The organism is Sphingomonas melonis DAPP-PG 224 (assembly GCF_000379045.1).
GTDB classification, from domain to species: Bacteria; Pseudomonadota; Alphaproteobacteria; order Sphingomonadales; family Sphingomonadaceae; genus Sphingomonas; species Sphingomonas aquatilis.
Genome location: NZ_KB900605.1, coordinates 2570149 through 2587002 on the forward strand (window position 1 = coordinate 2570149; position 16854 = coordinate 2587002).

Below are 16854 nucleotides of genomic sequence, written 5' to 3' on the forward strand. Positions count from 1 at the left end.
CTCAGCCGCGCTTGACCTGCTGCCAGAGCGCTTCCTTGTCATCAAGGCTCAGTGCGGCGAACGCCTCGCCGCCTAGGGCTTCCATGGCGCGGAAGCGACGCTCGAACTTGGCGTTGCCCGATCGCAAGGCAGCTTCGGGATCGACGCCCAAATGCCGTGCCCAATTGACGACGGCGAACAGAAGATCGCCGATCTCATCCTCGCGCTGATCTTCGGAAGCCGTCTTAACTTCCTCAATTTCCTCCATGATCTTGGCGATGGCGCCGGTCTGGTCGGGCCAATCGAACCCGGTTCGGGCGGCGCGCTTTTGCAGCTTTACCGCGCGCATCAGAGCGGGCAGGCCCGCTGCGACGCCGGCAAGCGCGCTATCGTCCTGCGTCGCATCGCGCCGTTCGGCGGCCTTCAATTCCTCCCAACCGGGGCTATGCGACGCATCGCCGAAGATGTGCGGATGGCGGCGCTCCATTTTGTCGCTGATGGCGGCGACGACATCGGGAAAGGCGAAGACACCGGCTTCCTCCGCGATCCGCGCGTGGAACACGACTTGCAGCAACAGATCGCCCAGTTCGTCCTTCAGATCGTCCGCATCATTCCGCGCGATCGCATCGGCAACCTCATAGGCTTCTTCGATCGTATAGGGCGCGATCGTCGCCCAGGTCTGGGCCACGTCCCATTCGCAACCGCGCTGCGGATCGCGCAGGCGCGCCATGATCGCCAACAGCCGCTCAACCGCCATATCGCACGTCCACGGTAAGATTGATAATATACATTATGTAAATTCTTGATGATGGTGTGGTACGAGGATTAGCGTGTTGCCCTCCACCCGCCACGATTTCAGTTTCGACAGGAAGTTCATGCCGAGGACGTCGGTGTCGCCGAACGCCGGAGATACGACCACGGGCAGATCGCGCGCGACGATATCGCCGAGTTTCAGGTCTCGCACCGTCGCGCTCCGCGCCTGGATGCGCCCGTTCGCCGTATTGAGCACGATCGGGATCAGGCTGTCTCTCACGTCCAGCGACGCGGCGGCCGCGGTGTCCGTAGACAATGCCGTCAGGGTCGCGCCGCTATCGACGAGCATGCGCCGGTTCACGCCATCGATCGTCACTTTCGCCCAGAAATGCCCGTCGGCAGACATTCTGATGCGGGTTTCTTCGCCGACGACATTCTGGTCGTCTAGTTTCAGCAGTCGCGTAACATATTGCAGATATGGGTCGAACCGTTCGCGCTCGGTGATCACCACCAGCAGCAACCCCGCGATTACCGCCCAACTGACCAGCGACAAAACGACCCGCAATACCGGCACCCGCCGGGCGATCAGCGCCGAGATCGGCAGGATGAGCAGCAGCAGATAGATGACCGCCTGGCCGCCCGAGTCGAGGTTCATAGGACGAATTCTAATCCATCGTAGCCGGGTTCGACGCCGAGCGGCAGATCGCGGACCAGCGTGGCGTAATCCATGCTCTGATCCATATGTATAAAGGCTGACCGTTTCGGCCGAAGCTCCGCGATCCAGTCGAGCACCTCCGGCACGTGCGGATGGGTCGGATGCGGTGCATAGCGGAGCGCATCGACGATCCAGACGTCGAGCCCCGTGTAGAGCGCGCGCATCGCCGGGGTCAGTTCGTGAAAGTCGGTGGCATATCCTACCACCGCGCCACCCGCGGAAAAGCGCAGGCCGGCCGAGGTGATATGACCGTGGGGCTGATCGACGACATCGATCGTGATCGCACCGATCGTCAGCCTGTCCGGCAACACCGCGCTCTCCACCGTCGGCGGATAGCCCTGCCGGCCGGCGAAGACATAGGCGAACCGATGGCGGAGCGCGGTGAGCGTGCCTGTCCGCGCGTAGCCCGGGACTGGCCGACGCATGGCGTGAAAAATCTGGCGAACGTCGTCGATGCCATGACAATGGTCTGCATGGTCATGCGTCCACAGGATCGCGTCGACCGTCGACACATCGGCTGCAAGCAATTGCTCCCGCATATCGGGGCCTGTGTCGACCAGGATACGCGTGTCGTCATGCTCGACGAGCAACGATACGCGCGTACGCCGGTTACGTGGTTCATTGGGGTCGCAAGCGCCCCAGTCGTTCCCGATCCGCGGCACGCCCGATGACGTGCCCGATCCGAGAATGCGAACCTTCACGCGCGCGCCTTGTTGAACAAACTGAAGAAGTTATCCGCGGTTCGTGCCGCCAACTCTTCGATCGCTTCGCCGCGCAGCTGGGCAAGGAAGGTCGCGGTGTCCGCGACGAAAGAAGGCTCGCCCTGTTTGCCGCGATGCGGCACCGGCGCCAGAAATGGAGCGTCGGTTTCGATCAGTAGCCGTTCGATCGGCAGGCGGGCCGCCGTCTCCTGCAGGTCGCGCGCATTCTTGAACGTTACGATCCCCGAGATCGAGATGTAGAACCCGAGCTCCAGCGCCGCGTCGGCAAAGGCGCCGCTCGCGGTGAAACAGTGGATGACGCCCGTATAGGCCCCCTGCTTCATCTCATCGCGCAGGATCGCCAACGTGTCCTCTTCCGCATCGCGGGTGTGCACGATCAGGGGAAGCCCCGTTTCGCGACACGCTCCGATATGACTCCGGAAGCTTGCCTGCTGGCGGGCACGATCGGAATGATCGTAATAATAATCTAGGCCGGATTCACCGATGCCCACGATGCGCGGATGCGCTGCTCGGTCGACGAGGCGCGCCATGTCGACGTCGGGATGCTGATCAGCCTCGTGCGGATGGATACCGATCGAAGCCCAGACGTCGGGTTCACGCTCTGCCGTGGCGACCACCGCGTCCCATTCGCTTTCGCGCGTCGAGATGTTGAGCATCGCCCCCACCCCACGCGATCGGGCACGGGCGAGCACGTCACCCTGTTGCTCGAACACCCCTTTATAATTGAGGTGGCAGTGGCTGTCGGCGAACATCATGCCGCGGCGGCAGGCAGTTCGAGCCGTGGGAAGACCGGCGACGGCGGTGCGATCGTAAAGCCCGCGGCCTGCTGGCGGCCATACCAGCCATCGTCGTCGATCGCGGCATGGTCTCGCTCGTCTGCGCCGAGCTGATCCAGCACCTTGCCAGCCGATTGCGGCACGACGGGCAGGATCGCAATCGCCAGCATCCGGATCGCCCGCACCAGCGTCCCGAGCACCGCATGCATCCGATCGGGATCGGTTTTGCGCAACGCCCAGGGGGCTTGAGCATCAATATACTGATTGCACGCGAAAACCCCACGCATCCATGCCTCGATGCCTTGGCTCAGCATCAGATCGTCGAATGCCGTCCGCAATCCGGCGCAGGCGATGACCATCTCCTCGATCAGCATTGCGTCCGCCGGATCGCTGCGCCCGGCCTCCGGCAGCGCACCATCCAGATTCTTGGCGATGAACGACAGCGTGCGCTGCGCCAAATTGCCGAAGCTGTTGGCAAGTTCCGCATTGACGCGCGTCACGATCGCCTCGGCCGAATAGCTGCCGTCCTGTCCGAAGCTGACCTCGCGCAGCAGGAAATAGCGGACCGCATCGACCCCGAACGCATCGGTCAGTTCGTCGGGGCTGACGACATTGCCGACCGACTTCGACATCTTCTCGCCCCGGTGAAGCACGAAGCCGTGCGCGAACACCTGCTTCGGGAGCGGCAGGTTCGCCGACATCAGGAACGCCGGCCAGTAGACGGTATGAAAGCGCGTGATGTCCTTGCCGATCAGATGCAAATCGGCGGGCCAGAAGCGTGCCATCGTCTCGGCATCGTTGGGATAACCGGCACCGGTCAAATAATTGGTCAGCGCATCGACCCACACATACATGACGTGTCCGGGGCTGTCGGGCACCGGCACCCCCCAGTCGAAGCTCGTCCGCGACACCGACAAGTCCGATAGACCGCCTTCGACGAAGCGCATCACCTCGTTACGGCGCGCCTCAGGCCGGATGAAATCGGGGTTGGCGGCGTACAGGTCGAGCAGCGGTTGCTGATATTTCGACAGGCGGAAGAACCACGTTTCTTCGGCGGTCCACTCCACGGGCGTACCCTGGGGGGACAGCTTGGCGCCCCCTTCCCCCTCCACCAGTTCCTTCTCGTCGTAGAAGGCCTCGTCGCGCACCGAATACCAGCCCTCATACCGATCGAGGTACAGGTCGCCGGCATCGCGCATCGCCTGCCAGATCGCCTGGCTGGCCGCATAGTGATCGGGTTCAACGGTGCGGATGAAGCGGTCGTACGAGATGTTGAGCGTGTCCGCCATCGCGCTGAAATACGACGACATCTCGTCGGCGAAGGCGCGCACGTCGATGCCGCGGGTGCGCGCGGTCTGTGCCATCTTCAGCCCATGTTCGTCGGTCCCGGTCTGGAAGCGCACGTCGCGCCCCGCCTGCCGCTGAAAGCGTGCGATCGCATCCGCGGCGATCATTTCATAGGCATGGCCGATGTGCGGACGGCCGTTAGGGTAATGGATTGCGGTGGTGATGTAATAGGGATCGGCCATAGCGCGCTTCCCTAGTCGATCGATCCGGCGAGGTGAAGCGGCGTCAGCGCAGCCGCGCGACGATCGCCGCCATCTCGAACACCGTCGCCTGTGCATCGAGCGACAGGCCCATCGCCGCCCCGGCGAGGTCGCGCGCAGCAGCCTGAGCGTCGAGCGCGGTTTTCAGCCGCGCTCCCGCCCGTCCACGGGCTTCGCGCGCGATAATTGCCGGAACCCGATCGAGGAACACTTCGTAGCGCGCGGCATTCCCCTTCCCTGCCAAAGCCTTGGCAAGCGCCGCCCGGCGTGTGTTCATCGGATCGCCGTCGGTGGCGATCGCGGCGATCGCGGTGTCGAGGCCGGCAACGTCCAGCCCCGCATAACGGATCGCCCGCCCCGGCGAGCCCTCCCCCGCCGCGATCAACATCCCGATCTCGTCGCTATCGGCATCGGGCAACGCGTCGTGCAACGCACGGCGCATGTCGGCTTCGTCGAGCGCGCCAAAGCGCAGGACCCGGCATCGCGATCGAATGGTGGGGAGCAATCGTCCGGGGGCATGGCTCACCAGCAGAAACACCGTTCCCACCGGCGGTTCCTCCAGGTTCTTGAGCAGCGCATTGGCGCCGTTGCGCTCGAGATCATCGGCCGCGTCGATAATGACGACGCGGCGTGCGCCCATCGACGGCGTCGTCGCAAACATCGGTTGCAGGCTGCGCACCTGCGCGATGCTGATCGACCGCGCGATATCCTGATCGGGCTTGTCGGCATCCTTTGGCAGACGGCGCAGGATACGCAGGTCGGGATGCGACCCCGCCTCCACCAGAGCGCGCGTGGGATGATCGGCGGGCACCGTCAGTCCCGGCGCGGTTACCCCGCTCGCACTCGCCTCGGCCAGCATGCGCAACGCCGCCAATTCGGCGAAGCGTGCCTTGCCCACGCCTTGCGGCCCGACCAGCAACCAGGCGTGATGCAACACACCGCTGCGCAGGGCGGCCGCGAAGGCCCCCTGCGCCTCGGCATTACCGAACAACGCGGTCATCGCGGTTGCGCGATCAACCGAAGAACGAGGTCAGCCCTGCCCAGGCGCGACCGAAGAAGCCCGCCTGACCGACGTCCTTGTCCGCGACCAGCGGCAGGCGCTGTTCGGGCAAATCGGGCGACGTCACGACTAGGTCGGCGATATGCTGGCCCTTGGTGATCGGCGCCTTGATTGGACCTTCGTAGACGACCTTGGCGCTCATCTGCGGCACGGCGCCCGCGGGCAGCGTGACGGTCAGCTGGCGCGGCGCGACGAGACCGACGTTGCTGGAACTGCCCATCTGCACTTCCGCCGTCGACACCTGCTTGCCCGCCGCGACGACGGGTTTCGCCTGCCATGCGCGAAAGCCCCATTCCATGAAGCGCACCGATTCCTCAGCGCGATCCTTGGACGACGTCAGCCCCGCAACGACCATTACCAGACGCCGGCCGTTCTGCTCAGCAGAGCCGGTGAAGCCGTAACCGGCCTCTTCGGTATGGCCGGTCTTCAGGCCATCGGCGCCGGCGACGCGGCCGAGCAATGGATCGCGATTCGCCTGCGTAATGTCGGCCCCTGCCCCCAGCGTCTTGCCCCAGGTGAAGTTTGGCAGCGAGTAGAAGCGCTTATAAAGATCCGGGAAATCCTGGATCGTCGCGGTGGCCAGATGCGCCAGGTCGCGCGCGGTCACATAGGTGACGCCATTGTCCGGCCAGCCGTTGGCGGTGCCGAAGTGGCTGTTGGTGAGGCCAAGGCGCTTCGCCTGCGCATTCATCCGGTCCGTAAAGGTTTGCTCGGTGCCCGAAATACCCTCGGCCAGCACGACGCAGGCGTCGTTGCCCGACAGCGTCACGATGCCCTTCAGCAGGTTCTCGACGCTGACGTTTTCGTTGGGCGAGAGGAACATGGTCGATCCCGCCTGCGGCCCATGCCACTTGGCCCAGGTCTCGGGGCGAACGGTGATCATCTGGTCGAGCTTCAGCTCGCCCTTCTTGATCATGTCGAAGGCCACGTAGACCGTCATCATCTTCGCCATCGATGCGGGCGGCATGCGGCGGTCGGCGTCACGCTGATACAGGACCGCGCCCGACGACAGATCCTGCATGAAGGCGATCGGCGCGATGCCCTGGAACTGCGGCGCCGCGGCGACGGAGGGCATGGCGAGCGCGACGATGGCGAAGGGAGCGGCGATCAGCGGTTTCATGACGTCGGGTTCGGCTTTCGGCAGGGTAATAGGGGTGGAATGGGTCAGGCATAGCGCCGCAACTGCGCCGCGTCAGCCCTCAACAGCGTCGGCGAGCAGGCCGACGGACAGCGCGTAGAAGTTCGAGCAATTGTAATCGAGGATCACACGGTAATTGCTGGTGAGCAGATAGGCGGTGGCATTGGGGCCATCCGGCTCGATCAGCGTCGCCTGCACGCTGTCGGCGGGCCAGCCCCTGCCCTGCGGCACGAGGCCCAGCGCACGCCATTCGGCCATCGTCCGCCACTGGCTGTGCCGCTCGAACACGCGCGGACAACGTGGTGACACCATGCGCGTCGTCAGGGCGGCGCGGTCGAAGCTGGCGGGGACGCGCACCGCGATCCCCCACGGCTGACCCGGCCGCCAGCCGGCATTCTCGAAATAATTGCCGATCGAGGCGAGCGTATCCGCCGGGCTGGTCCAGATATCCGCGCGCCCGTCGCCATCGCCGTCGCGGGCGAGGCGCAGGTAAACAGAGGGCAGGAATTGCGGATTACCGGTGGCGCCTGCCCAACTGCCCTTCAGCCGCTCGCGCGGGATACCGCGATCGAGGATCTTGAGGCCGGCGATGAACTCGCTGGCGAACAGCTCGCGCCGACGGCCCTCATAGGCGAGCGTCGCAAGGCTGCGAAGCAGATCGAAATTGCCCGTATAGGCCCCGTAATTCGTTTCATGCCCCCAGATTGCGACCATGATCGATTCGGGGACGCCCGTCTCCCGCTCGACACGGGCGAGGCGCGCCCGCTGCGCCTGATAGGTGCTTCGCCCACGGCCGATCCGCGCGGCATCGACGTGGCTGATCCGATAGGGCGCGAACGGCGGCGTCGCGGTGCGACCCGGATTGCCCGGCTGCGCGCGGTCGAGCTCGATCGTCCGCTCGCTGAGCGTCAGCGTCGGAAACACCTCATCGACCGTGCGACGCGTAACACCCTCGGCCAGCGCCTGCGCGCGCAGCGTGCCGAGATAGGACTGGAAGCCCTGCTCGTCCTGCGCCGCGACTGGTCCGGCCGAAGCCATCGCCAGGATCGTCGCCATCAAACCGGCCTTCAGCCCGCGCGTCATCGGATGCCCCCACATGCCCTCGCAGGTGCCACAGCCGGCATCCCGCGTGAACCTCCTATCGTCGCGGGGCTTGCACGGACAAGCGCGGTGCGCGTATTCGGGCGCTCCACGCGGAGGGATGGCCGAGTGGTTTAAGGCAGCGGTCTTGAAAACCGCCGTAGGTGGAAGCCTACCGTGGGTTCGAATCCCACTCCCTCCGCCAAGGCTCCCCGGCCGAAACCGGGGAGGCAGCGGCGATTATTTTGCGGGCTGCGCCGGACCCATCAGCTTCTGCGCGAAATAGGTCATCTGCAGCGCTTGCAGACGCGCACCCTGTTCGATGTCGGCATCGCCCGAATGGCCGCCGGCGGTGTCTTCGTAGAACAGATACGGCAGGCCGTATTCCTTCAGGCGCGCCGCGAACTTGCGGGCATGCTGCGGGCCGACGCGGTCGTCCTTGGTCGTCGTCCAGATATAGGGTTCGGGGTACGCCACCCCCTTCTTGATATTCTGATAGGGCGAGATCGTGCGGAGGAACGCCTTTTCCGCCGGCACGTCGACCGAGCCATATTCGTCGACCCAGGACTTACCCGCTTCGATCTGTTCGTAGCGCATCATGTCGAGCAGCGGGACCTGGATCGTCACCGCCTTCCACAGGTCAGGGTGCTGGTTGAACTCGACACCCATCAGCAGGCCCCCGTTCGAGCCGCCGTAGATGCCCAGCTCCTGCGGGCTGGTCAGTTTGCGCGCGAACAGTGCCTTCGCGACGCTGGCGAAATCGTCGTAGATGATCTGGCGCTTGGTCTTGCGACCGGCATCGTGCCAGGCGGGACCGAATTCGCCGCCGCCACGGATGTTGGCGAGCACGTAGGAGCCGCCGCGCTCCAGCCACAATTTGCCGGTGATCGCCGAATAGGCGGGCAGCATCGGCAGCTCGAAGCCGCCGTAGGCCGTCATGATCGTCGGCGTGCTGCCGTTGAGCGGAATATCCTTATGGTGGACGATGAAATACGGGACCTTGGTGCCGTCGGTCGAGGTCGCCTCATGCTGCTCGACCACCAGACCCGCCGAATCGAACTTGGGCGGCAGCGTCTTGACCGGCTTGCCGACGCTCGCCGTCGCGGCGTCGAGCGGCAGCAGCGTCGTCGGCGTCAGGAAGCCGGTGACGGTCATATAGCCATGGTCGCTGCGATCGTCGGCACTGGCGACGCCGAGCGAGACGTTGTCCGGCAAGGCGATCGGCCGCGCTGTCCAGCCCGCCTTGCCCGGCGTGTAGACCGCTGCGCGCCCGCGCACATTGTCGTTGTAGATCAGGACGACATGGTCCTTGGTCGTCACGACCTCGTCCACCGATTGACGTGGATTGGGCGCGAACAAGATCGTCGGGGTCACCCGGCCGCTTTCGACCATGGCAAGCGGGGCCGAGGCGACCGAGCCGGCGGCAACGGCGCCCCAGGGGTCGCTGGTCTGGAACAGCACCTGCCCGGCGACCATACCGGCGGGGAAGGTCCGCGCCGGAATGTCGAGCTTCTTCGTGCCCTCTGGCGTCCAGACATGCGTCTCGCCGCCGAAGAAAGTGGTGCGGCGCTCGATCGTGACCAGACGATGGCCCTGCCCGTCGGTGATCACGCCGGCATAGGTGCCGAGCTGATCGGTCGGCGCGCCGCGGAAGATTTCCTTGGCGGCATCCAGCGGTTGCCCGCGTTTCACCATCTTAACGACGAAGGGATAGCTTGATCCGGTCATCGTGCCGGCGCCCCAGTCGCGGCTGACGAGCAACGTATCCTTGTCGAGCCAGCTCGCGCCCTGCTTCGACTTGGGGAGCGAGAAGCCGCCGGGCACGAACTGCCCCGTCGCCAGATCGAACTCGCGGTAGCTGATCGCGTCCTCGCCGCCTTCGGACAATGCCACGAGGCAGAGGCGCTCTTCGGGATGGAGGCAGCTTGCGCCCTTCCACACCCACTTCTTGCCCTCGGCCTTCGATAGCGCGTCGAGATCGAGCGCGACGGTCCATTTGGGCTGGGGCGCGGCGTAATCCGCCTCGCTCGTCCAGCGCCAGATGCCCTGCGGATGATCGGCGTCGCGCCAGAAATTGTAGATGCGACCGAACAGCTGGTTCGGCATCGGGATGCGATCCTTGGCAGAGGCAATCGCCAGCGCGTCGGCGTAAAAGCCCTTGTAGCGCGGATCGTTCTGCAACCGGGGCAGCGTGCGGGCGTTTTCGGCCTCGACCCAGGCGAGCGGCTTGGCGCCGTCCTTGTCTTCCAGCCAGATATAGGGATCGGTATCGGTCACGGGCGTGCTCTGCGCGAAGGCGGAGGTCGCGGCAAGCATGGTGGAGGCGATCAGCAGCGTGCGGACGATCATCGGGGTACAATCTCCCAAGGGTACTACGAGCAGCGATGCACCAGTTGTGCCGGGCAATGGCTCCACGGGCAAGGCACCGGCACGCGAAAGCGGCGATGGCCTGCCCCTGCCCCGCCGCTTCGTGGCGATCGGGGCGATTTCGGCCGGCACCGCGCTGACGATCATCGATGGCGGCATCGCCACGGTCGCGCTGCCGACGATCGCGACGGACCTGCACGTCGGCAGCAGCGCGGTTGTATCGGTGGTCACCGTCTATCAGCTGATCCTCGCGATGATGATCCTGCCCTTCGCAGGCCTCGGCGACCGGTTCGGACTGAAGCGCACCTATCAGTTCGGGCAGCTGCTGTTCACCGTGGCGACGGTGCTGTGCTTCTTCGCCAAAAGCCTGCCGTTCCTGCTGGTGGTGCGGGCGGCGCAGGCCTTGGGCGCAGCGGCGGCGTTGAGCGTGTCGTCGGCGCTGATCCGCTCGATCTATCCCTCGTCGCAGCTCGGCCGGGGCCTCGGCATCAATTCGGTCGTCGTGTCGAGCTCGGCGGCGCTGGCACCGACCTTGGGCGGGCTGGTGCTGGGGATCGCGCCTTGGCCATGGGTGTTCGCGAGCGCGGTGCCCTTTGCGATCATCAGCCTGGTCCTCGGCCGCGCACTGCCCGCGCCGCAGCCGCGCAAGGAACCGTTCGACGTGCTGGGTGCGGTGATGTGCGCGAGCATGATCGGCCTGGTCATTTCCGGGGCGGAGAGTGCGGTGCATGGCGACAGTCCGGTCGTCTCTGCCGCGATCGTCGCGGTTGGCGCTGCGATCGGCTGGGTGTTCATCCGCCGCGAGCGGGGCGAAGCCAAGCCGATCCTGCCGGTCGACCTGCTGGCGAAGCCCGTGATCGCGCTGTCGGCGATCGGCGCCTATACGGCCTTCACCGCCTCGATGACGCTGCTGCTGTCGACGCCGTTTCGGCTGACGCACGGTTATGGTTGGAGCGCAGCTGCGGTGGGCGCGGCGATCGCGCCGTGGCCGCTGACCAACATGATCGTCGCGCCGCTGGCGGGTTGGCTGTCCGACCGCGTGCCCGCGGGGTTGCTCGGCGGCATCGGCATGGCGGTATCGATCGTCGCGCTGGCGCTGATCGCGCTGCTGCCGGCGGATGCGACCTATGTCGATATCGCGTGGCGGATGGCGCTGTGCGGGTCTGGGTTCGGGCTGTTCCTACCGCCCAATGCGCGGCTGATCATCGGATCCGCCCCGCGCGAGCGGGCGGCGGCCGCAGGCGGACTGGTCGGCACGGTGCGGCTGGTCGGCCAGACGACCGGCGCCACGCTGGTCGCGGCCCTGCTGGCGATGGGCGTGGGTGCGACGTCGACCCCGCCGCTGGTCGCTGCGGGACTGGCGCTGGTGGCGGGCCTGTGCAGCCTTGCGCGACTGCGCCCGTCGATCCGCAATCCGCGCAGCGACGAGGCGGAGGACGAGCAGCCGGGGACACAGGTGTCGCGGTAAATCGTGCAGTCCTCCCCCGCCAGGGGGAGGTGGCAGCGAAGCTGCGGAGGGGGAAGATGCCGCGAACTCGGCGTGTGCGGAAACGCCCCCTCCACCATTCGCTGGCGCGAACGGTCCCCCTCCCCCGCTGAAGCGAGGGAGGAATTGTGAGATCAGACCGCGGCCTGGGTCGCGGTGGGGCATCAGAGCGCATCCCGTCACCCCGGCCGAAGAGCCGGGGCCCCGCTTTTAAACCCGATGCGCGGAAGCAGCGGGACCCCGGGTCAAGCTCGGGGTGACGGGTGAGGCACGATCAGAACACCGCCCGGGCGGTGTCCTCACCCATCATCTGCTGGCGGACGAGCGGGATCGCCGGGCCGCCGTAGCTGAGGAATTGATCGTGGAAGGCCTTCCACGCCTTTGGTCCGCCACGGCTGGCGGTCCAGTCGTCGCGGAGCTTGCGGATCAGCAGCTTGCCCATCGTGTAATTGAGATACGCGGGATCGTAGGTGCCGCGGGCCGCCTGTTGGCGCGCATTGCCTTCGTCCTGATAGCATTGTTCGCGGAACATCTGGAGGCTCTGCGCCTGGGTCATGCCGCGTGCGTGAAGGCCGATGGCGGACAGGAAGCGGCAGTCGCGCAGCAGCGCGTTGCTGAGCTGACCGATGTGCGTTTCGGGCTTGCCGTTGTCGATGCCGGCCTCCCACATCATCTCTTCGGCGTAATGCGCCCACCCTTCGGCAAAGGCGTAGCCGACGAACAGGCGACCGATCGGCGATTTGGCCCGGTTCGAATGCAGGAACTGGAGGAAGTGCCCCGGCATCACCTCATGGATCGAGGTGAACAGCAGGTCCTTGCGCCCCGGCACGAAGGCATCCTGCGTTTTCTTGTCCCACGCCGGATCGGGCGGCGAGATGTAATAGACTGACGGCACGTTCTTCTCGAACGGCCCCGCGGGATCGATATAGGCGGAATTCTGACGGTTGTAGGGCGGGCTTTCCTCGACCTTGGCCTCTTCGGTGCCAGGAATGGTCACGAGGTCGTGCTTGACGACGAAGGCGCGCAACTCGGGGATCTGGCGGCGGGCTTCGGCGACCGGGCCGTCGGGCGCCTTGTCGGCGTTCATCTTGTCGATGCACTGCGGGATCGTCTTGCCCTTGGCGTAGAGCGCGCAGGCGGCGGTAAGTGCGTCCTGATTGCGCTTCAGGTCGGCGCGACCCGCCGCCTCGAGCTGGTCGAGCGAGGCGTCGACGCCCTCGGTCGCGCGGACCATTCGCTGGAAGCGATCGGCGCCGAGCGCGAAATCCTGAGTCGCGCTGCCGCGCTGCGACGCCAGCCACGTCCCGAGGCCGCGCATTGCCTCGCTGGCGGCGGCGGAGGCGGTCTTGAGCTGATCCTGCAGCGCGGGATCGTCGACGTCGGCGAAGGCCTTCACCGCGTCGCCGCCGTAATAATCGGCAAAGCCGTTAAAGCCGGCCACCCCGTAATTCACGAACGATAAGGGCATCGGCGTCTTCAGGTTTGCGCGGATGTTGCCGACCGCCGCCGGCACGCGTTGCAGGAAGGCGATCACCGCCTTCATCCGCGTCGGCGCATCGGCATAGGGCCGCGCGATATAGACGTTGGGGTCGAGGCCGCCGCCGACATAATAGGTCGGGTTGCTATGCGGCTGGTCGGCGTCGTCGAGCCAGAACAGCTTGCCCTCCGCAACGCGCACCAGATAGTCGCGCTCGAACCGATCCTGCGGCGATAGATCGGCGTCGCCGAACGCCTTGGCGCGATCGATCGTCTGGTGCAGGAATTCGGACTGGCGCTTCAGCCCCGCCGCGCTCCAGTCGGGCAGCTGACCGTCGAAATCGTGGCGGCCTTCATACACCGCGAAGGCGGGATCGATCCGGAACCAGCTTTCGATGAAGCCGTCGCGAAAGCGCGCCCAATTGCTGGGGGTGGCGACGGGCTTCGGCGCGGGCGCGGTGGCCGTCTGGTTGGCGGCCGGCGCCGCGCCACGCGAACAGCCTGCCGATACCGTTGCCGCAATCGCCATCGCCAACAGCGATGCCCTGACCCTCACCGTCATATCCGTCTCCACTCCGCCATTCCGGCGCTTGTCGCGGCCGATCCTGACAGGCCGGACCTGATGACGCCACCCCCTTCAGCCGCCGATGGCTATCCGTGCGGTTGCGCGGAAATGTGATCTAAGTTGCGGAACGGCCGCCCGATCCGCCTCGTTGGTGCAGCGCATTGCCTGAGAGGATGATCGCCATGCCCTATATCAAAACGCGCGACGGCACCGATATTTACGTCAAGGACTGGGGCTCGGGCCGGCCCGTGATCCTGATCCATGGCTGGCCGTTGTCGGCGGACAGCTGGGACCCGCAGATGATGGCGCTGGCGGACGCGGGCTTCCGCGCGATCGCCTATGACCGGCGTGGGTTCGGACGGTCGGGTCAGCCGTGGAGCGGCTATGATTACGACACGCTCGCCGACGATCTGGCCGACGTGATGGCCGCCACCGGCGCGGACAGCGACGCGACGCTGGTCGGCTTCTCGATGGGCGGCGGCGAGGTCGCGCGCTACATGAGCCGTCATGGCGGCAAGGGCGTGATCGCCGCCGCGCTGGTCGGATCGGTCGTCCCCTATATGCTGAAGACCGAGGACAATCCGAATGGCGTCGCCGAGGCGGATCTGGCCGAGATCGGCGAGAACATCCAGAAGGATCGGGCGCACTTCTTCCGCAGCACCTTCTTCAAGCAGTTCTTCGGCGTGGGCGTGATCAGCCATCCGGTGAGCGATGCGGTGCTGGATGCGGCGACGGCGACCGCGATGCAGGCCGGACTGAAACCGACGCTCGCCTGCGCCGAGGCGTTCGGCCACACCGATTTCCGCCCCGACCTCAGCGCCTTCCGCGTGCCGACTCTGATCATCCACGGCACGTCCGACGTGACGGTGCCGATCGATGCCACCGGTCGCGCCGCGGCAGAGGCGATCGCGGACAGCCAGCTGGTGGAATATGACGGCGCCCCCCACGGCCTGTTCGCCACGCATGGGGACCGACTGACCAACGATCTGCTGACCTTCCTCGGCCGCTGACGCTACGGCTGGCGCCGGGCGAGATGCATCGGTAAGCAGTGCCGCGGGCGCCGAGGAGGTGCCCGCGGTTTTGAGTTGGGGAGCGTGATGACCGATCCAGAAATCTATCCAATCACCGGCGATTGGACCAACGCCAGCCTCAACCCCAAGACCTATGCCGAGTTGTACGAAGCGGCGACGAGCAACCCCGGCGGCTTCTGGCTGGATCAGGCGACCAAGCGCCTCGATTGGACGCGCACGCCCACGATCGCCGGCGACTGGTCGTTCGCCGAGGCCGATTTCCACATCAAATGGTTCGCCGACGGCAAACTGAACGTCGCGGCCAATTGCATCGATCGGCATCTGGCCGCGCATGGCGACACGGTGGCGATCATCTGGGAACCCGACGTGCCGACCGAAGAGGCGCGGCACATCACCTATCGCGACCTGCATGCTGAGGTCTGCCGCTTCGCGAACGTGCTGAAGAGCCAGGGTGTCGGCAAGGGCGATCGCGTCACCCTCTACATGCCGATGATCCCGGAGGCGGCCTATGCGGCGCTCGCCTGCGCGCGGATCGGCGCGATCCATTCGGTGGTGTTCGGGGGCTTTTCGGCGGACGCACTGGCGGGCCGGATCGAGGATTGCGGATCGCGCATCGTGATCACCGCCGACGAGGGCCGGCGCGGCGGCAAGCGGATCAAGCTGAAGGCCTGCGTCGACGAAGCAGCGGCGCGCGCGCCTAGCCTCGAAAAGGTCATCGTCGTCAAGGCGACGGGCGCCGATGTGCCGATGGGCGAGCGCGACGTCTGGTATCACGACGCGGCGGCGGCAGTCGGCACCGACTGCCCGGCGGAGGAGATGGACGCCGAGTACCCGCTGTTCATCCTCTACACCAGCGGTTCGACCGGCAAGCCCAAGGGGGTGATGCACACCTCGGGCGGGTATCTGCTGTGGGCGAGCCTCACTCATCAGATCGCGTTCGACTACAAGCCCGGCCAGATCTTCTGGTGCGCGGCCGATATCGGCTGGGTGACGGGCCACACGTACATCCTCTACGGGCCGCTCGCGAACCGGGCGACGACGGTGATGTTCGAAGGCCTGCCGACCTGGCCTGACGCCAGCCGCATCTGGCAGGTTGTCGACCGGCATAAGGTCGACACGCTGTTCACCGCCCCTACGGCGCTGCGCGCGCTGATGAAGGAGGGCGACGATTTCGTCCGCAAGACCGACCGCAGTTCGCTGAAGGTGCTGGGATCGGTCGGCGAGCCGATCAACCCGGAGGCGTGGCGCTGGTATCACGACGTCGTCGGCGAAGGCCGTGCGCCGATCGTCGATGCCTGGTGGCAGACCGAAACGGGCGGCATCATGATCGCGCCGATCCCCGGTGCGGTGCCGATGAAGCCGGGCTCTGCCGCCAAGCCGCTGCCGGGCGTGACGCTGCAACTGGTTGACGATCAGGGCAGCCCGTTGGTCGGAGAAGCGCAGGGCAACCTGTGCATCACCGAAAGCTGGCCGGGTCAGATGCGCGGCGTGTGGGGCGATGCCGAGCGGTTCTTCCAGACCTATTTCACCACCTACAAGGGCAGCTATTTCACCGGAGACGGCTGCCGCCGTGACGCGGACGGTTACTATTGGATCACCGGCCGCGTCGATGACGTCATCAACGTCAGCGGTCACCGGATGGGCACTGCCGAAGTCGAGAGCGCGCTGGTGCTGCATGAGGCGGTGGCGGAGGCCGCGGTCGTCGGCATGCCGCATGACGTCAAGGGTCAGGGCATCTACGCCTACGTGACGCTGAACGCCGGCCGCGAGGGTTCGGACGAGCTGCACAAGGCGCTGGTCGCCTGGGTGCGGCAGGAGATCGGGCCGATCGCAACGCCCGACAAGCTCCAGTTCGCGCCCGCACTGCCCAAGACGCGATCGGGCAAGATCATGCGCCGCATCCTGCGCAAGATCGCCGAGGGCGATGTGTCGAGCCTGGGCGATACGTCGACGCTGGCGGACCCGGCGGTGGTGGACGATCTGGTGGTGAACCGGGTGGGGTGAGGCGGCGCGGTCGTCCCACCCACACCGTCACCCCGGACTCGTTCCGGGGTCCACCGCGCGGCGAGGGCAACGCTCGAGCCTCTTGCCATGCCCCTCGCCGCGGAGTGGACCCCGGAACACGTCCGGGCTGACGGGCACTTGGGGCGACTGTAACG

13 protein-coding genes and 1 tRNA gene are annotated in these 16854 nt (G+C 66.0%); 4 read left to right on the top strand and 10 right to left on the bottom strand.

Annotated elements, in window-relative coordinates:
- Position 1: 1 nt before the first annotated feature.
- The 8 genes from mazG to SPHME3_RS0112485 form a co-directional block, all read right to left on the bottom strand.
- Positions 2–736: a nucleoside triphosphate pyrophosphohydrolase gene (gene mazG / locus SPHME3_RS0112450; protein WP_017978828.1), complete on the bottom strand. Its 735-nt coding sequence runs from the start codon at positions 734–736 to the stop codon at positions 2–4.
- Between the two features lie 33 nt (positions 737–769).
- Positions 770–1387 (bottom strand): retropepsin-like aspartic protease family protein, encoded by a 618-nt coding sequence (locus tag SPHME3_RS0112455; protein ID WP_018250750.1) that lies wholly within the window; start codon positions 1385–1387, stop codon positions 770–772.
- A complete protein-coding gene (locus SPHME3_RS0112460) occupies positions 1384–2148 on the bottom strand; it encodes an MBL fold metallo-hydrolase (RefSeq protein ID WP_024310543.1) in 765 nt (254 codons plus the stop codon). Before SPHME3_RS0112460 ends, SPHME3_RS0112455 begins: the two co-directional genes overlap by 4 nt.
- Positions 2145–2921, bottom strand: coding sequence for a TatD family hydrolase (locus tag SPHME3_RS0112465; RefSeq protein ID WP_017978824.1), 777 nt, complete (start codon positions 2919–2921; stop codon positions 2145–2147). Before SPHME3_RS0112465 ends, SPHME3_RS0112460 begins: the two co-directional genes overlap by 4 nt.
- Positions 2921–4474 carry a methionine--tRNA ligase gene (gene metG, locus SPHME3_RS0112470; protein WP_017978823.1) on the bottom strand — a complete coding sequence of 518 codons (1554 nt, stop codon included), beginning with the start codon at positions 4472–4474 and terminating at the stop codon, positions 2921–2923. The genes SPHME3_RS0112465 and metG overlap by 1 nt, the downstream gene beginning before the upstream one ends.
- 43 nt (positions 4475–4517) lie before the next feature.
- Positions 4518–5492, bottom strand: a complete 975-nt coding sequence (locus tag SPHME3_RS0112475; RefSeq protein ID WP_017978822.1) for a DNA polymerase III subunit delta' — start codon at positions 5490–5492, stop codon at positions 4518–4520.
- 13 nt (positions 5493–5505) lie between these two features.
- Positions 5506–6672, bottom strand: a complete 1167-nt coding sequence (locus tag SPHME3_RS0112480; protein WP_017978821.1) for a D-alanyl-D-alanine carboxypeptidase family protein — start codon at positions 6670–6672, stop codon at positions 5506–5508.
- A 72-nt stretch (positions 6673–6744) separates the two neighbouring features.
- Entirely contained in the window at positions 6745–7746 is a 1002-nt protein-coding gene (locus SPHME3_RS0112485) for a lytic murein transglycosylase (protein WP_231292081.1), read from the bottom strand.
- 139 nt (positions 7747–7885) lie between these two features.
- On the opposite strand from SPHME3_RS0112485, the gene SPHME3_RS0112490 reads away from it, so the two are divergent.
- Positions 7886–7975 (top strand) — tRNA-Ser (locus tag SPHME3_RS0112490).
- 35 nt (positions 7976–8010) lie between these two features.
- On the opposite strand, the gene SPHME3_RS0112495 is transcribed toward SPHME3_RS0112490, so the two are convergent.
- The gene (locus tag SPHME3_RS0112495; RefSeq protein WP_017978819.1) at positions 8011–10119 is read right to left on the bottom strand and encodes a prolyl oligopeptidase family serine peptidase; all 2109 of its coding nucleotides are present in this window, start codon (positions 10117–10119) and stop codon (positions 8011–8013) included.
- Between the two features lie 46 nt (positions 10120–10165).
- Between SPHME3_RS0112495 and SPHME3_RS0112500 the strand changes: the two genes are divergently transcribed.
- Entirely contained in the window at positions 10166–11605 is a 1440-nt protein-coding gene (locus SPHME3_RS0112500) for an MFS transporter (protein ID WP_017978818.1), read from the top strand.
- A 292-nt stretch (positions 11606–11897) separates the two neighbouring features.
- Here SPHME3_RS0112500 and SPHME3_RS0112505 read toward each other — a convergent pair whose 3' ends face one another.
- Positions 11898–13628 carry a DUF885 domain-containing protein gene (locus SPHME3_RS0112505; RefSeq protein ID WP_017978817.1) on the bottom strand — a complete coding sequence of 577 codons (1731 nt, stop codon included), beginning with the start codon at positions 13626–13628 and terminating at the stop codon, positions 11898–11900.
- Positions 13629–13846: 218 nt separating this feature from the next.
- On the opposite strand from SPHME3_RS0112505, the gene SPHME3_RS0112510 reads away from it, so the two are divergent.
- Both SPHME3_RS0112510 and acs read left to right on the top strand, forming a co-directional pair.
- Positions 13847–14674 (top strand): alpha/beta fold hydrolase, encoded by an 828-nt coding sequence (locus SPHME3_RS0112510; RefSeq protein WP_020486498.1) that lies wholly within the window; start codon positions 13847–13849, stop codon positions 14672–14674.
- An 87-nt stretch (positions 14675–14761) separates the two neighbouring features.
- Entirely contained in the window at positions 14762–16699 is a 1938-nt protein-coding gene (gene acs / locus SPHME3_RS0112515) for an acetate--CoA ligase (RefSeq protein ID WP_017978815.1), read from the top strand.
- Positions 16700–16854: the final 155 nt, after the last annotated feature.

What these genes read in the sequence shown, in the direction of transcription:
- mazG (WP_017978828.1), bottom strand. Translation starts at nt 736, where the DNA reads ATGGCGGTTGAGCGGCTGTTGGCGATCATGGCGCGCCTGCGCGATCCG.
- SPHME3_RS0112455 (WP_018250750.1), bottom strand. Translation starts at nt 1,387, where the DNA reads ATGAACCTCGACTCGGGCGGCCAGGCGGTCATCTATCTGCTGCTGCTC.
- SPHME3_RS0112465 (WP_017978824.1), bottom strand. Translation starts at nt 2,921, where the DNA reads ATGTTCGCCGACAGCCACTGCCACCTCAATTATAAAGGGGTGTTCGAG.
- metG (WP_017978823.1), bottom strand. Translation starts at nt 4,474, where the DNA reads ATGGCCGATCCCTATTACATCACCACCGCAATCCATTACCCTAACGGC.
- SPHME3_RS0112475 (WP_017978822.1), bottom strand. Translation starts at nt 5,492, where the DNA reads ATGACCGCGTTGTTCGGTAATGCCGAGGCGCAGGGGGCCTTCGCGGCC.
- SPHME3_RS0112480 (WP_017978821.1), bottom strand. Translation starts at nt 6,672, where the DNA reads ATGAAACCGCTGATCGCCGCTCCCTTCGCCATCGTCGCGCTCGCCATG.
- SPHME3_RS0112485 (WP_231292081.1), bottom strand. Translation starts at nt 7,746, where the DNA reads ATGGCGACGATCCTGGCGATGGCTTCGGCCGGACCAGTCGCGGCGCAG.
- SPHME3_RS0112495 (WP_017978819.1), bottom strand. Translation starts at nt 10,119, where the DNA reads ATGATCGTCCGCACGCTGCTGATCGCCTCCACCATGCTTGCCGCGACC.
- SPHME3_RS0112505 (WP_017978817.1), bottom strand. Translation starts at nt 13,628, where the DNA reads ATGGCGATTGCGGCAACGGTATCGGCAGGCTGTTCGCGTGGCGCGGCG.
- SPHME3_RS0112510 (WP_020486498.1), top strand. Translation starts at nt 13,847, where the DNA reads ATGCCCTATATCAAAACGCGCGACGGCACCGATATTTACGTCAAGGAC.
- acs (WP_017978815.1), top strand. Translation starts at nt 14,762, where the DNA reads ATGACCGATCCAGAAATCTATCCAATCACCGGCGATTGGACCAACGCC.